Genomic DNA, 14,376 nt, shown 5'->3' with positions numbered 1-14,376 from the left:
GTAGGAGGCCTTCTAATCGTGCCCAAAATTCTCATCGTCGGTGGCGGCTACGCGGGTTTTTATACCGCCTGGAAGCTTGAGAAGTGGTTGCGACCCGGCGAGGCCGAGGTCACCATGGTCGATCCGCTGCCGTACATGACGTACCAGCCGTTCCTCCCCGAGGTAGCCGCCGGATCCATCGATCCGCGTCACTCGGTCGTGGCCCACCGCCGCCACCTCAAGAAGACCAATGTGCTCACCGCCAAGGTCACCAACGTGAACCACGCGGAAAAGAAGGCCACCATCACGCCGCCGGTCGGCGAGCCGTGGGTCTTCGACTACGACATCGTCGTGGTCACCGCCGGCGCCGTGTCGCGCACCTTCCCGATCCCCGGGGTCGCGGACCAGGCCATCGGCCTCAAGACCATCGAGGAAGCCGTCGCGATTCGCGACACCGTGCTCACCAACTTCGACAAGGCAGCCCAGCTGCCCGCCGGCCCCGAGCGCGACCGCCTGCTGACCTTCGTGGTCATCGGTGGCGGCTTCGCCGGCATCGAGGTCTTCGCCGAGCTGCGCTCCTTCGCCAGCTCGCTGCTGACCAAGTACCCGCAGATCGCCTTCGAGGACACCCACTTCCACCTCATCGAGGCGATGGGTCGCATCATGCCCGAGGTGAGCGAGACCACCGCGCTGTGGGTCATCAAAAACCTCGCCGAGCGTGGCGCAGAGGTGCACCTGAACACCCAGCTCACCTCCGCCGTGGATGGCAAGATCGAGCTCTCCACCGGGGAGTCCTTCGAGACCGACCTGATCGTCTGGACCGCCGGCGTCATGGCGAACCCCGGCGTCGTGCGCAACACCGACCTCCCGGTCGAAGAGCGCGGCCGGCTGCGCGTTCGCGCCGACCTGCGTGTCGGCACCGAAGACGAGATCGTCGTCGACGCCTGGGCCGCCGGTGACATCACCGCGGTTCCCGACCTCTCCGGCGGCGGTGTCGGCGGCTTCTGCGTGCCGAACGCCCAGCACGCCGTTCGCCAGGGCAAGCTCATGGCCAAGAACATCGTCGCGGTCCTCCGCGGCGAGGGCCCGGCGGAGTACAACCACAAGAACCTCGGGGCCGTCGCCGGTCTCGGTGTCGGCGTCGGTGCGTTCCAGTCCGGCAACTTCGCCCTCAAGGGCTTCCCGGCCTGGATCGCCCACCGCGGCTACCACGGCATGGCGATGCCGAGCTGGGAGCGCAAGATCCGCGTCGTCGGCGGCTGGGTGCTGAACTTCTTCCTCGGCCGCGACATCGTGTCGCTCGAGGCCGTGCAGACGCCCCGCGCCGTGTTCGAGGAGTTCGCGTCCCGTCCGAAGCCGCCGGCAGCCGCACCCGCCGCCGTCGCCCCGGCCGTGGTCAAGGCCCCGCGTGCACCGCGCAAGGCTCCGGTGAAGAAGCCCGTCGTCGAGGTCGCCGCCGCCGAATCCGGCACGGAGACCATCGCAGCACCGTAACACCACGGACGGATGCCGCACCCCGGTGCGGCATCCGCTCGTGCTGCCCGGCTAGACCGGGCGTGCCCCCGTAGCCCAACCGGCAGAGGCAGGCGACTTAAAATCGTCACAGTCTGGGTTCGAATCCCAGCGGGGGCACCAAGAATCACCCGGCGCGATGCGCCTTTAGCGCCGGCCCGGTAGCACGAAGCGCTGCCACGCCCAGGCGGCCACGCTCACGACGGCGAAGCCTGCCGCCGCCACCCACAGCAGAACCGCCGAGCCGGTGCCCGTCCAACGCGGGAGCATGGGGGAGAGCAGCGTGAACAGGGTGAGGAAGGCCGGCACCGTGAGGGCGGCCCAGATCGGCGGTGACCAGGCGAGGATGCTGCGTCCGCTGGTGTTGCCGATCGGGATGAGCACGAGCACGGCTGAGCCGATTGACGCCAGCACGACGGTGTTGGCGACCTCAGCGGCCAGGGTGCTCAGGAAGCCGTCGGCCGTCGGCAGGGTGCCGACGATCAGCAGCGCGGCCAGACCCAGGGCGAACAGGCTGCCGGCCCGGATGGCGGCCAGCTGGCCGCGTTGGGCCGCGCCGGGCCCCGCGCCGACGACGACACTGCCCAGCAGGCCGAAGAGCAGGGCGGGCTGCAGCTCGAACAGCCTGGAGGCGAGCGCGGTGACGGCGACGACCGCGAGATAACGCGGCAGGATCGTCGTGGTCACCTCGATGTGCAGCGCCCTGGACCCCCACCACTGCGGCACCAGGGTGGCCACGGTGTTCACGATCACGAGGGCGAGAGCCACGGCCAGCAGCAGCCTGAGGTACGCCGGTGTGGCGGACACCGGGCCCGACAACAGGACGAACACGGCCGCGGCGACTACGGTGCCGCCGTAGGCCACCCACCGGTTGACCCGCAGGGTCGGGGCGACCTCGAATTCCTCCCCGGCGCGGTTACGGCCCGCGAGCCGGTGGCCGCGAAAGACCGGCCGGCCGTCTCGCGCCCGGGTGATGGTGCCGGCCAGCAACCGGGCGGGCACCACGAGCAGCAGCAGGGCGCCCAGGGTGAGCAGCGCCGCTTGCAGCCAGGGGAACTGCGCCACGGTCCAGGGCGGGATCACCGCGGTGCTGAACTGGGTGGGGTCGTTCCAGCCGCCCGGCACGGTCAGTTCCGGCGGGACGGCCCCGGCCTGGTCGTCGCCGTCCTCGGGGACGCCCGGACGGGGGCTGGGGGAGGCGCTGCCCGGTGTTGACGTGGGGGTCGGTTGTGCGGTCGCTGTCGGGGCGGGCACGACGGGCGGGGCGGCGGTCGGTGTCGGCGCCGGTGCGGGCGCCGCGGTTGCGGTACCGAAGGTCACCCGGAACGCCGGGCTGCCGGCACTCACATTGCCGGCGGCATCCTGCTGCACGGCGCGCACGTCGTACGAGCCGTTCGCGACGCCGGACCCCGTGCACGACCACAGGCCGCCGGACACCACGGCGCTGCAGACCGAGTAGGCGCCGGCGAAGACCGTGACGGTGGCCCCGTTCTCGCCCCGGCCGGAGAACGTCCCGGCGGCGGAGGTCAGCGTGGCGTCGGCGACGGGATCCGTCACGACGGGAGCGGCCGGGGGGTCGACGTCGAAGGTCAGGCTGATCGGATCGCTCGCCCGCGACGACTCCGGGGCGCTGAACGAGGTCTGCTGCGAGGCTGTGATCTGCTGCGCCCCGCTCGGCACGGTGCCCTCCAGCAGGCAGGCCCATACCCCGGATGCGTCGACGGGGAACGAGCAGCTCGCTCCGGAGGCGAGAGTGGCGGTGACGGTGGCGCCGGGGTAGCCGGTGCCGCGTACCATCCCGCTCGAGGAGGAATGGCCGGTCGAGCCGCCCGTGACCGTTGGGGCCTGGAGTACCCGCACGGTGTGGGCCGCCGCGAGGCCGGGGTTCTCGGTCACGACCGCTCGCAGCTCGACGGCGGGTCCGCTGGGCAAGACCACTCCGGGGCACTGCCAGGCGGACGACCCGTCGACGGTGACGGTGCAGAGCGGAGCGCCGCCGGTGGAGAGCACGTCAATCTGCTGCCCGGGGTCACCGGTGCCGGCGACGGTGAGGCTCCCGGTCACGAAGGCGTTGGCGCCGGGGCTGTCGATGGTGGGCGCGGCGGGGGCGGGCGGCTCGGTCGGAGCCGGCTCCGGCGTCTCCGGCTCCGACGGTGCCAGCGACTCCCATGGCGACGAAGAGGCGCCGGGAGTGGCGCTTTCGGTGGGCGCCGGTTCGGCCGTGGGGGCAGGCGCCGTCTCGGTTGTGAGCGCCGAAGCCGGCGTGACCGCGCCGGCGAGCGGGCCGACGACCACGGCGCCGACGAGAGCAGCGAGCAGGACCCCGTACGACGCCACGCGCGTGCGTGTGGGTCGCCGAAGACCCCGACCGGTTCGTGTGTTCGACCCGTGCGCGCTGAAACGGCGTGAACTGAGCAATGTACTCCCTCAGACCATTCCATGGGCGATGGCCCGGAATGTCAATGTGGCGCGCCCGGCCGAGGAGATCCCGATGGATTTGTCACCTCCCCGGTGATCATCCGTGCCTCTGGTATCCGGGGGTCCCTGTGCGCCATACTGTGCACTGGGTCAACTGCCCCACTATTGAAACGTTGAGAACGCAGGACGAGGTGACCAGGTGACACGCATCCCCGCCGCGGACCGGCGCAGTGCCCTGGTGCGCGCCGCGTTGAGGGTCGTCGCCGATCGGGGTGTGGCCCAGGCCACGACTCGAGCGATCGTCGCCGAGGCCGGGATGTCGTTGGCGAGCTTCCACTACGCCTTCCAGAGCCGGGATGAGCTGATGGTCGAACTCATCCGGCATGTTGTGGACGAGGAAGCCACCGCCGTGCTGCCCGAGGCGCCCATCGAGGACGCCGACGGCCGGGGCGAGCGGGAGTCGCTGCGACAGATCCTGCGCGCCGGGTTGCAGCGCTACGCCGACCACGTGAGCGGCGATCCCCTGAGAGAGAAGGCCATGCTCGAACTCACCCAGTACGCCCTCAGGTCCCCAGAGCTGCACCACCTCGCCGTGGCCCAGTACGAGCGCTACCATTCCCTGGCGGCCGAGGCGTTGGACACCGCGGCCCGGCAGAGCGGCTCGGTCTGGCTGCATCCCGTCGGCGAGGTAGCCCGTCTGCTCGTCTCCCTCACCGACGGACTCACCATCGCCTGGCTGGTGGATCGCGACGACAGCGCCACCGCGAAGCTGCTCGACGTCACCGCGGACTCCGTCGCTGCGCTGGGCCGCCCCGCATGAGCCTCGACCTCTCCGTGCGGCCGGCCGGCACTGCGGATGCGACGCCGTGGCTCAGACCAGAGGAATACTGGCCGGGCCTGACCGAGGCCACCCGGGGCCTGGACACCCCCGTGGGCGCGCTGCACCTCGGGGCCCTGCGGCACAACACCCACGACATGCTCGGCCGCGCCCAGGGCACCCCGATCCGGGTGGCCAGCAAGTCCCTGCGGGTGCGCGGCGTGCTCGACGCCGTGCTCGCGCTGCCCGGCTACCGCGGTGTGCTCGCCTTCACCCTGGCCGAGGCCCTGTGGCTCGCCGAGACCCACGACGACATCGTGGTCGGGTATCCCAGCGTCGACAGGGCGGCGATCCAGAGGCTGGCCCGCTCGGCCGGCCTGGCCGCCCGGGTGACCCTGATGGTGGACTCGATCGACCACCTCGACCTCGTCGACTCCGTGATCGCACCGTCGCAGCGTGAACGCATCCGGGTCTGCCTGGAACTGGACGCCTCCTGGAACGCACCGGTGCTCGGCCACCTGGGCGTGTGGCGCTCACCCGTGCACACCCCGGAGGACGCCAGGGCGCTGGCCGTGGCCATCGTCTCCAGGCCCGGCTTCGAGCTGGTCGGGCTGATGGCGTACGAGGCGCAGATCGCCGGTCTCGGCGACCGGCCCCCTGGCCGCCCGGTGCAGGGCGGAATGAACCGGTGGGTGCGCAACCGGTCGATCGTCGACATCACGGCCCGGCGCGCCGCCGCGGTGGCCGCGGTGCGGCAGGTCGCCAACCTGGAATTCGTCAACGGCGGCGGCACCGGTTCGCTGGAGAGCACCCACGCCGACACCTCGGTGACCGACATCGCGGCCGGGAGCGGTTTCTTCGGCGGTCACCTCTTCGACAGCTACTCGGGCTTCCGGCCGGCCCCGGCCGCCGCGTTCGCCCTCTCCGTGGTGCGGAAGCCCACCGCGCAGACCGCGGCCATGCTCGGCGGCGGCTGGATCGCCTCCGGGCCGCCGGGGGCGGACCGTTCACCGCGCCTGGTCTGGCCGGAGGGGCTGAGCCTGGTGCCCCGCGAGATGGCCGGGGAGGTGCAGTCCCCGGTCACCGGTGCCGCCGCCGGCACCCTGCGGGTGGGCGAGCGCGTCTGGCTGCGGCACACCAAGTCCGGCGAGCTCAGCGAACACCTCAACGAATTCGCGCTGGTCGAGGACGGTATCGTGGTCGACATGCTGCCGACCTACCGAGGCGAAGGCAAGGCCTTCCTGTGACGGCCAGCGGCGCCCGCTGGCACAACTGGGCACGCAGCGAATCTGTCGTGCCGGCCCGGGTGGAGCGGCCGACCAGCGCGGCCGCCGTGCACCGCGCCGTGGTCGCCGCCGTGACAACGGGCGTGCGCATCAAGGCCGTCGGTGCCGGACACAGTTTCTCGGGCATCGCGGTTTCCCCCGGTGTGCAGCTCGACCTGGCCTGGGGCGGGCTGATCGACGTCGACGAGGCCACGGCCAGGGTGACCCTCGCCGCCGGCACCCGATTGCACCAGCTGCCCGCGCTCCTGGCCCCGTATGGACTCGCCCTGCAGAACATGGGCGACATCGACAGGCAGACCATCGCCGGCGCCACCTCGACGGGCACGCACGGCACCGGCGGCGGCTTCGCCGGCCTCGCCGCCCAGATCGTCGCGGTCACCCTGGTCACCGGCGACGGGTCGGTGCTGCGTGTCAGCGAGACCGAGAATCCCGAGCTGCTACCCGCGGTGCGAGTGGGGCTCGGCGCCCTGGGCATCCTGGTTGACCTCACCATCCAGTGCGTGCCGGCCTATCTGTTGCACGCCGTCGACGCAGCGGAGCCGTTCGAGGCCGTCCTGGACGGCTACCTCGAGCGCAGCGCCTCGGCGGACCACTTCGAGTTCTACTGGTTCCCGCACACCGAGACCGCCCTCACCAAGACCAACTCCCGGCTGCCGCCACGCACCGGCCGGGTTCCACTCGGCCGGCTGAACCGCTGGGTCGACGATGAGCTGCTCGGCAACGGGGTCTTCCGCGCCACCTGCACGGCAGGCCTCGTCGTGCCGCCGCTGGTGCCCAGGATCAACCGCCTCGCCGAACGGTTCACCGGCCGCCGGGACTTCACCGACCATGCGCACAGGGTCTTCGTCACGAACCGCACGGTCCGGTTCCACGAGATGGAGTACGCGCTGCCGCGGGAGGCGGTGCCGGAGGCGCTGCGCGAGGTGCGCGCCCTCATCCAGAAGCGCGGCTGGCGCATCTCCTTCCCCCTCGAGGTGCGTTCGGCCGCGGCCGACGACGTCTGGCTCTCCACCGGCTACGGTCGGGACACCGGCTACATCGCCGTGCACAGGTACTTCCGGGAGAACCCGCAGAACTACTTCGCCGACGTCGAGGCGATTATGCGCGCGCACGACGGACGCCCACACTGGGGGAAGATGCACAACCTGGATGCGGACATGCTCCGCCAGGTCTACCCGCGCTTCGACGACTTCCTCGCCGTGCGGGACCGGCTCGACCCGGAGCGTCGATTCACCAACCGCTATCTGGAAAGAGTCCTTGGGCCATGAGCAGCAACACCCCGGCGTCCCGCGCCTGGCAGCACCGGGCCGCCGAACTGGGCGATCGGCTCCCCACCGGTTTCCAGATCGGAACGGCCACCTCGGCCTTCCAGATCGAGGGCGGCGCCCGTGACGGCGGCCGCGGCGAATCCAACTGGGACGCCTTCACCCGCGAGCCCGGGCGCATCCTGGACGGCCAGAACGCGTCGGTCGCCGCCGACCACATCGGCAAGCTGACCGAAGACGTCACCCTGCTGCGGGAACTGGGCGCAGACAGCTACCGGTTCTCCTTCGCCTGGCCGCGCCTGCAGCCCGACGGCCGGGGGGCGCTGAACCGGTCCGGCCTGGCGTTCTACGACCGGCTGCTCGACCAGCTGCTCGGCAACGGCATCAGCCCGATGGCCACCCTGTCGCACTGGGACACTCCAGCAATGCTGCGCGGCGGCTGGCTGAACCGCGACACCGCGATGAGATTCGGCGACTACGCCCACCAGATGGGTGAGGTCTTCGGCGACCGCATCGACCGGTGGGTCACTCTCGCCGACCCGGCGACGGTGATGTTCAACGGCTACGCGATCGGCGTGCACGCTCCGGGCCAGGCCCTGTTGTTCGACGCGTTGCCGGCCGGCCACCATCAGCTGCTCGGTCACGGTCTCGCCGTGCAGGGCCTCCGCGCCGCGGATGTGCGCGGCGGGATCGGCATCGCCAACGCGCACTCGCCGGTGCAGAGCGCCACCGACCGGGAGGCCGACCGCGACGCCGCGGCCCTCTACGACCTGCTGCACAACCGGCTCTTCGCCGATCCGGTGCTGCTGGGCCGCTACCCGGACCCCGTCGGGGTGTTCGAGAACGAGCTGCGCTACCTGCACGAGATCGAACCCGACGACCTGCGCACCATCCACCAGCCGCTGGACTTCTACGGCGTGGATTACTTCCAGCCCAGCCGGGTGGCGGCCGGACCGGCCAAGCCGGTGCGCGCAACCGACGACCGTCCCGCAGAGGAACGCCCGATGATCAGCCGGCTGCCGTTCCACCTCACCGAGTTCCGCGAGCATCCGGTCACCGGGTACGGCTGGCCCAACGCCCCCGAGTACCTGCCGGTGCTGCTGGCCGAGCTGCGGGACCGTTACGCCGAGGCCCTGCCGCCGGTCTACCTCACCGCGGGCGGCGCGAGCTATCCCGACCGAACGGATGTCCGCGGCGCGGTGACCGACCTGGCCCGCATCGACTACCTGGCCGAGCACCTGATGGCGGCCGTGGACGCCGTCGCGCCCGGCGGGCCCGCCGAGGGCGTGGACCTCCGTGGATACTTCGTTTGGTCGCTGCTGGACGGCTTCGAATGGTCGGCCGGCTACACCCAACGCTTCGGCCTGGTGCACGTGGACTTCACCGACCCCACCCGCCCCCGCACCAAAAAGCTCTCCTACCGTTGGCTCCAGCAAGTCTTAAGCGCCCGCTAGGTCCGCGAACTGTGAGTTAAGCACCTAAAACGAGCCCGGATGCGTGCTTTTCTCACAGTTCGCGGAGGGGCTAGGGGGTTTTGCGGCGCAACGTGAGGGACGCCAGGACCACCGCGGCCACGATCCAGGCCACGATGGCGAGGAGCTTGCCGACCACGTAGGCGTCGTCCTCGCTGCCCGAGGCCACGGCGGTGAGGGCGTCGATGGCGTGTGAGAGCGGCAGCGCGTCACCGATCGCCTGCAGCACCTCCGGCAGCTGGTCGCGAGGCAGGAAGATGCCGCCGAGCAGGATCTGCGGGAACACCAGCAGCGGCATGAACTGCACCACCTGGAACTCGGTGCGGGCGAAGGCGCTCGCGAGCAGGCCGAGGGTGGTGCCGAGCACGGCGTCGGCGACCGCGACGGCCACCAGCAGCCCGATCGACCCGGCGATGTTCAGCCCGCAGACCGTGACGGCGAACAGCACCGCGATGCTGGACTGCAGCACCGCCAGCAGCCCGAACGCCAGCGTGTACCCCAGGATCAGGTCGCCCCGGCCCAGCGGCATCGACAGCAGCCGCTCGAGGGTGCCGGTGCGGCGTTCCCGCAGGGTGGTGATGCTGGTGACCAGGAACATCACGATGAACGGGAACAGGGCGATCATCGCCGGTCCCACGGTCTCGAACACCGTCGTGTCGGAGAAGATCCAGGCCACCAGCCCGATCAGAAGACTCGGCACAAGCAACAGCAGCACGACGGTGCGGGGGTCGTGCCGGATCTGGGTGAGGACCCGGCCGGCGGTGGCGAGGGTGCGGGACAGGTTCATTCGCGCTCCTCGATGAGGGTGAGGAAGGCGGCCTCGATGTCGGCGGTTCCGGTGGCCGCGAGCAGCCCGGCCGGGGTGTCGTCGGCGAGGACCTCGCCGTCGCGCATGAGCAGCAGCCTGTCGCAACGGGCCGCCTCGTCCATGACGTGGCTGGAGACCAGCAGGCTCGTTCCCTCGGCCGCCAGGCGGTGGAACAGCGCCCACAGGTCGCGCCGCAGCACCGGATCCAGGCCCACGGTGGGTTCGTCGAGCACCAGCAGCTCGGGGGAGCCGAGCAGGGCAACGGCCAGCGACACCCGGCTGCGCTGCCCGCCGGAGAGCGACCCGGTCAGCTGCCCCGCACTTGCGCCCAGGTCGGTCGCCTCGAGAACCCGGCCCACATCGGCACGGCCGGCGCCCAGCACGGCCCGGAAGTAGTCCAGGTTCTGCCGCACGGTCAGGTCGTCGTAGACGCTGGCCTCCTGGGTGACGTAGCCCACCCGCCGGCGCAGGGATGCGCTGCCGGCCGGCTGGCCGAACACCGACACCGATCCGGACTGCACGATCTGCACCCCGACGATGGCGCGCATCAGGGTGGTCTTGCCCGATCCGCTCGGGCCGATCAGCCCCACGACGAGCCCGGCGGGGATGGTGAGCGACAGGGCGTTCAGCACCTGCCGGGAGCCGCGCCGGGCGTGCAGGTCGGACACCGAGACGGCCGGCTCCGCAGGGGGCTTGACGACGTGTTCCATGTCTGCATTATTCGCCGGTCAGCGGCCAAAGTCACGCCCCTGGCGGCATGATTCCTTGGAGTGTCATGGGAAGCACATGGGAGCCCCAGCGTGCTTCGTTATGATGGGGGCTCTCAGCACCACAGGTTCAATCGCAAGGAGACGTTGCCATGGAATGGCTCATCCCGGTCCTCATCGTTGTCGTGATTGTGGCGATCGCGGGTATCTATCTGTGGGCGACCTACAACTCGCTCATCACCCTCAAGGTGCGAGTGGATGAAGCGTGGAGCGACATCACGGTTCAGCTCAAGCGTCGTGCCGACCTGATTCCCAACCTGATCGAAACGGTCAAGGGCTATGCGGCACACGAGAAGTCGGTTTTCGAGAACGTGACCAAGGCGCGCGCCGAGACTCTCTCCGCGCAGGGCCCGGTGGATGCCGCCGCGGCCGAGAACCACATGCAGACGGCCCTGAAGAGCATCTTCGCCGTCGCCGAGGCGTACCCGCAACTGCAGGCCAGCCAGAACTACCTGCAGTTGCAGGGTGAGCTGGTCGACACCGAAGACAAGATCCAGGCCTCCCGCCGGTTCTACAACGGTGGCGTGCGCGAACTGAACACCAAGATCCAGGTCTTCCCGAACCACCTGTTCGCGAAGAACCTCGGCTTCACCCAGCGCGAGTTCTTCGAGGTCAGCGACGCCGCGGCCATCGCCGAACCGCCCCGCGTGCAGTTCTAGAAGAGGACCCATGTACAGCGCGATCGCGCGTAACAAGCGCAACACTGTCTTCATCATCGTGTTGTTCGTGTTGATCATCTCCGGCCTCGGCTGGCTCGCCGGTGTCGCCTACGGAGTGCAGGGCCCCGGCGTGCTGATCCTCACCCTGGTGATCGCCGGCGGCTACGCGCTGATCCAGTACTTCGCGGCCGGTCGCCAGTCGATCGCCATGAGCGGCGGCATCCGGGTGAACAGCGTCACCGATCACCCCAGGCTGTGGCGCATCGTGGAGAACCTGTCGATCACCACGGGCACACCGATGCCCGAGGTGTACATCATCAACGACCCGGCTCCCAACGCCTTCGCCACCGGCCGTGACCCCAAGCACGCCATCGTGGCCGCCACCACCGGCCTGCTCGACATCATGGACGACGCCGAACTGGAGGGCGTCATGGCCCACGAGATCGGGCACGTGCGCAACTACGACATCCGCGTTTCGATGATCGTGTTCGGCCTGGTCGTGGCCGTCGGCTTCATTTCGGACATCTTCCTGCGGATGGCGTTCTTCGGCCGCGGCAACAACAACAACGGCAACCCCATCGTGCTGGTGTTCGGCCTGGTCGCCATGATCGTGGCGCCGCTGATCGCTTCGGTCGTGCAGCTGGCCGTGTCGCGTCAGCGTGAGTATCTGGCGGATGCCACCGGTGCGCTGACCACCCGGCAGCCGGATGCGCTGGCCAGCGCCCTCGCCAAGCTGGGCGAGTACGGCCGCCCGATGCGCAAGCAGAACACCTCGATGGCGCACTTGTGGATCGCCGACCCGCTCAAGCCCGGCGTGATGGACAAGCTCTTCGCCACCCACCCGCCGCTGACCGAGCGCATCGAGCGCCTGCACGCGATGGGCAGCACGTTCTAAGGAACTAGTCCAGCTCGGCGGCCAGACCGTCGGCGAGGGTGCCGCGGGGGACCACCTCGATGCCGGACAGCCCCTGCCACGCCGCGGTGCTGCGGAGCACCTCGGCCAGCCGTGCGGCGGTGTCGGCGGGCGCGGTGGGCTCGGCCCAGCTGGCCTGCACCCGCAGCACCCCGGCCTGCCTGTCGTTCTTGAGGTCGACACGGCCCACGATGGTGTCGCCGAGCAGCACCGGCAGCACGTAGTAGCCGAACTGCCGCTTCACCTGCGGCGTGTAGATCTCGATGCGGTAGTGGAAGTCGAACAATCGCAGCGCCCGCGCCCGTTCCCAGACCACCGGGTCGAACGGGCTGAGCACGGCCGCGGCATCCATCCGGCGGGGCAGCCGGGCGTCCCTGTGCAGCCAGGCGGCGCCGGCGGTGCCGCCGCGGCCCCAACCGGGAACCTCAACCGGAATCAGCTCCCCGGCGTCCTCGAGCTCCGCGATAGCGGTGCGGGTGGGTTCGGTGCGCAACCGGAAGTAGTCGGCCAGGTCCTTCACCGTGCCGATGCCGTGTGCCCGGGCCGCCTGACTGATGAGCGCACGGTGCGCTTCGGCGGCCGGCACCTCCCGGTCGAGCAACGCGGTCGGGAAGACCTGCTCCGGCAACGCGTAGACCCTCTCGAACCGTTGGCGTCCGCCGCTGACCACGTCGCCCCAACGGAACAGGGTCTCCAGGCCGATCTTCACGTCTGACCAGCCCCACCAGGGGCCGCTGCGCTTGTTGGCGTCGTGCTCGATGGCGCTGGCGCGCATCGGGCCGTTGGCGGCCAGCTCGGCCCGCAGCCAGGCCAGCATGGGGGCGTTCTCCTGCGACCAGTGGGCGTCGTCGGCGGCTGCCTTGTCGCGGTAGGCCTGCATCCGCCAGCGGAACAGCGGCCAGTCGTCGACCGGGATCAGCGATGCCTCGTGCACCCAGTACTCGGTGAGGCGCGGCTTGGCGCCGGTGCTCAATCTGTCGAGCTGGGCCTTGTCGTAGGGGCCGAGCCGGCTGAACGCCGGCACGTAATGGCTGCGCTCGAAGACGTTCACCGAGTCGATCTGCAACAGGCCGAGCCGCTCCACCAGGGCGCCGAGCTGCCGGATGCCGGGAGTGGGCGCGGGCGGACGGCCGAAGCCCTGGGCGGCAAGGGCGATGCGGCGGGCGAGGGCGGGGGAGATCGTCTGGAGCACGCCTCGACCCTACCGGCGGCGGGTGACATACGACGTTCACGCCGCGTTCAACCCCGCGGCAGACGTGCGCCACCCGCCGCTTCTAGTCTCGCAGCGACCGGTAACCAGCAGCCGAACGTCACACGCTCATACAACGGAGGACCCTTGCCTACCACCCGCACCCTGGCCGCTTCCCTCGCCGCGACCGCCATCGTCGCCCTCACCCTCACGGGCTGCGCGGGCGGCGCCGCCGAGGCGACCGGCACCGACGGTTCCGTCGACGCGGCCGCCGCCACCAGCATCTCCGCCTTCGGCGACCTGGCCGGCCTCGAGGCCGCCGCCATCGAGGAGGGCGCCCTGAACGTCATCGCCCTCCCGCGGGACTGGGCCAACTACGGCGCGGTGCTGGACCTCTTCGCCGAGAAGTACCCCGAGATCACCATCACCGAGGCCGCCCCCGACGGGTCCAGCGCCGAGGAGATCCAGGCCGCCGAGAACCTGGCCGGCCAGGACACCGCCCCCGACGTCTTCGACCTGGGCCTGGCCGTTGCCCTGGCCAACACCGACCAGTTCGCCCCGTACCAGGTGGCCACCTGGTCCGACATCCCCGACGCGCTCAAGGAAGAAAGCGGCCTGTTCGTGGGCGACTACGGCGGATACATGGCCGTGGGCTACGACCCCGACGCCGTGCCCGCACCGGAGTCCCTGGCCGACCTGCTCGGCGCCGACTATAAGGGCAAGGTCGCCATCAACGGCGACCCGACCCAGGCTGGTGCGGCGTTCGCCGCGGTCGGCCTGGCCGCCGTGCAGAACGACGGCTCCGTGGACGACTTCCAGGCCGGCATCGATTTCTTCGGCGACCTCAACGCCGCAGGCAACTTCGTGAAGATCGACCCGACCCCCGCCACCATCGCCTCGGGCGAGACCCCGGTGGTCTTCGACTGGGACTACCTCAACGTGGGCTACGGCACCCAGCTGGAGGGCGAGCGCAACTGGGAGGTCGTGGTCTTCCCCGGCACCGGTTACGCGGGCTACTACAACCAGGCGATCAACGTGGATGCGCCGCACCCGGCCGCCGCGCGCCTCTGGCAGGAATTCCTCTACAGCGACGACGCCCAGAACCTGTGGCTCGAAGGAGGCGCCCGCCCGGCGCGCGCCGACGCCATGGCCGCGGAAGGCACCATCGACGCCGACCTCTTCGACGCCCTGCCCGCCGTGCCGGACACCACAGTGGTTCCGACGGCCGCGCAGAGCGAAGCCGCGGCCACGCTGCTCGGCGAGAAGTGGGCCGCGGCTGTCCAGTAGGGTC

Annotated in this window: 12 protein-coding genes and 1 tRNA gene; 9 read left to right on the top strand and 4 right to left on the bottom strand. The window is 70.4% G+C overall.

What is annotated here, in order from left to right; genetic code table 11:
* The first annotated feature begins 18 nt into the window (after window positions 1-18).
* Both CXY76_RS18695 and CXY76_RS18690 read left to right on the top strand, forming a co-directional pair.
* Complete coding sequence (locus tag CXY76_RS18695) at window positions 19-1,473, top strand: NAD(P)/FAD-dependent oxidoreductase (RefSeq protein WP_104167136.1); 1,455 nt, start codon at window positions 19-21, stop codon at window positions 1,471-1,473.
* A 64-nt stretch (window positions 1,474-1,537) separates the two neighbouring features.
* A tRNA-Leu gene (locus tag CXY76_RS18690) sits at window positions 1,538-1,614 on the top strand.
* A gap of 24 nt (window positions 1,615-1,638) precedes the next feature.
* Here the strand turns inward: CXY76_RS18690 and CXY76_RS18685 are convergent.
* Complete coding sequence (locus CXY76_RS18685) at window positions 1,639-3,828, bottom strand: Ig-like domain-containing protein (RefSeq protein WP_104167133.1); 2,190 nt, start codon at window positions 3,826-3,828, stop codon at window positions 1,639-1,641.
* Window positions 3,829-4,108: 280 nt separating this feature from the next.
* Between CXY76_RS18685 and CXY76_RS18680 the strand changes: the two genes are divergently transcribed.
* Genes CXY76_RS18680 through CXY76_RS18665 form a run of 4 tightly spaced genes read left to right on the top strand, consistent with a single transcriptional unit; the run spans window position 4,109 to window position 8,731 of the window.
* Window positions 4,109-4,729, top strand: a complete 621-nt coding sequence (locus CXY76_RS18680) for a TetR/AcrR family transcriptional regulator (RefSeq protein ID WP_104167131.1) — start codon at window positions 4,109-4,111, stop codon at window positions 4,727-4,729.
* Window positions 4,726-5,973 carry an alanine racemase gene (locus CXY76_RS18675; protein WP_104167129.1) on the top strand — a complete coding sequence of 416 codons (1,248 nt, stop codon included), beginning with the start codon at window positions 4,726-4,728 and terminating at the stop codon, window positions 5,971-5,973. Before CXY76_RS18680 ends, CXY76_RS18675 begins: the two co-directional genes overlap by 4 nt.
* The gene (locus CXY76_RS18670) at window positions 5,970-7,280 is read left to right on the top strand and encodes a D-arabinono-1,4-lactone oxidase (RefSeq protein WP_104167127.1); all 1,311 of its coding nucleotides are present in this window, start codon (window positions 5,970-5,972) and stop codon (window positions 7,278-7,280) included. The genes CXY76_RS18675 and CXY76_RS18670 overlap by 4 nt, the downstream gene beginning before the upstream one ends.
* Window positions 7,277-8,731 (top strand): glycoside hydrolase family 1 protein, encoded by a 1,455-nt coding sequence (locus CXY76_RS18665; RefSeq protein ID WP_104167125.1) that lies wholly within the window; start codon window positions 7,277-7,279, stop codon window positions 8,729-8,731. Before CXY76_RS18670 ends, CXY76_RS18665 begins: the two co-directional genes overlap by 4 nt.
* A gap of 70 nt (window positions 8,732-8,801) precedes the next feature.
* On the opposite strand, the gene CXY76_RS18660 is transcribed toward CXY76_RS18665, so the two are convergent.
* Together CXY76_RS18660 and CXY76_RS18655 are read right to left on the bottom strand one after the other, a co-directional pair.
* Window positions 8,802-9,536, bottom strand: coding sequence for an ABC transporter permease (locus tag CXY76_RS18660; RefSeq protein WP_104167123.1), 735 nt, complete (start codon window positions 9,534-9,536; stop codon window positions 8,802-8,804).
* Window positions 9,533-10,267 (bottom strand): ABC transporter ATP-binding protein, encoded by a 735-nt coding sequence (locus CXY76_RS18655; RefSeq protein WP_104167121.1) that lies wholly within the window; start codon window positions 10,265-10,267, stop codon window positions 9,533-9,535. The genes CXY76_RS18660 and CXY76_RS18655 overlap by 4 nt, the downstream gene beginning before the upstream one ends.
* A 149-nt stretch (window positions 10,268-10,416) precedes the next feature.
* On the opposite strand from CXY76_RS18655, the gene CXY76_RS18650 reads away from it, so the two are divergent.
* Both CXY76_RS18650 and CXY76_RS18645 read left to right on the top strand, forming a co-directional pair.
* Entirely contained in the window at window positions 10,417-10,983 is a 567-nt protein-coding gene (locus CXY76_RS18650) for a LemA family protein (RefSeq protein ID WP_104167119.1), read from the top strand.
* Between the two features lie 10 nt (window positions 10,984-10,993).
* A complete protein-coding gene (locus CXY76_RS18645) occupies window positions 10,994-11,878 on the top strand; it encodes a M48 family metalloprotease (protein WP_104167117.1) in 885 nt (294 codons plus the stop codon).
* 4 nt (window positions 11,879-11,882) lie between these two features.
* Here CXY76_RS18645 and CXY76_RS18640 read toward each other — a convergent pair whose 3' ends face one another.
* Window positions 11,883-13,088 (bottom strand): winged helix-turn-helix domain-containing protein, encoded by a 1,206-nt coding sequence (locus CXY76_RS18640; RefSeq protein WP_104167115.1) that lies wholly within the window; start codon window positions 13,086-13,088, stop codon window positions 11,883-11,885.
* 144 nt (window positions 13,089-13,232) lie between these two features.
* Between CXY76_RS18640 and CXY76_RS18635 the strand changes: the two genes are divergently transcribed.
* Window positions 13,233-14,372, top strand: a complete 1,140-nt coding sequence (locus tag CXY76_RS18635; protein WP_104167113.1) for an ABC transporter substrate-binding protein — start codon at window positions 13,233-13,235, stop codon at window positions 14,370-14,372.
* Window positions 14,373-14,376: the final 4 nt, after the last annotated feature.

Source organism: Cryobacterium sp. N22 (genome assembly GCF_002929555.1).
Classification (GTDB): Bacteria; Actinomycetota; Actinomycetes; order Actinomycetales; family Microbacteriaceae; genus Cryobacterium.
Note: the sequence above shows the minus strand (reverse complement) of the source record. Positions and strands in the feature narration are given on the sequence as shown.

Excerpts from the sequence above, each read along its gene's own strand:
- CXY76_RS18645 (WP_104167117.1), top strand. The coding sequence starts at position 10,994 with ATGTACAGCGCGATCGCGCGTAACAAGCGCAACACTGTCTTCATCATC.
- CXY76_RS18665 (WP_104167125.1), top strand. The coding sequence starts at position 7,277 with ATGAGCAGCAACACCCCGGCGTCCCGCGCCTGGCAGCACCGGGCCGCC.
- CXY76_RS18660 (WP_104167123.1), bottom strand. The coding sequence starts at position 9,536 with ATGAACCTGTCCCGCACCCTCGCCACCGCCGGCCGGGTCCTCACCCAG.
- CXY76_RS18650 (WP_104167119.1), top strand. The coding sequence starts at position 10,417 with ATGGAATGGCTCATCCCGGTCCTCATCGTTGTCGTGATTGTGGCGATC.
- CXY76_RS18675 (WP_104167129.1), top strand. The coding sequence starts at position 4,726 with ATGAGCCTCGACCTCTCCGTGCGGCCGGCCGGCACTGCGGATGCGACG.
- CXY76_RS18655 (WP_104167121.1), bottom strand. The coding sequence starts at position 10,267 with ATGGAACACGTCGTCAAGCCCCCTGCGGAGCCGGCCGTCTCGGTGTCC.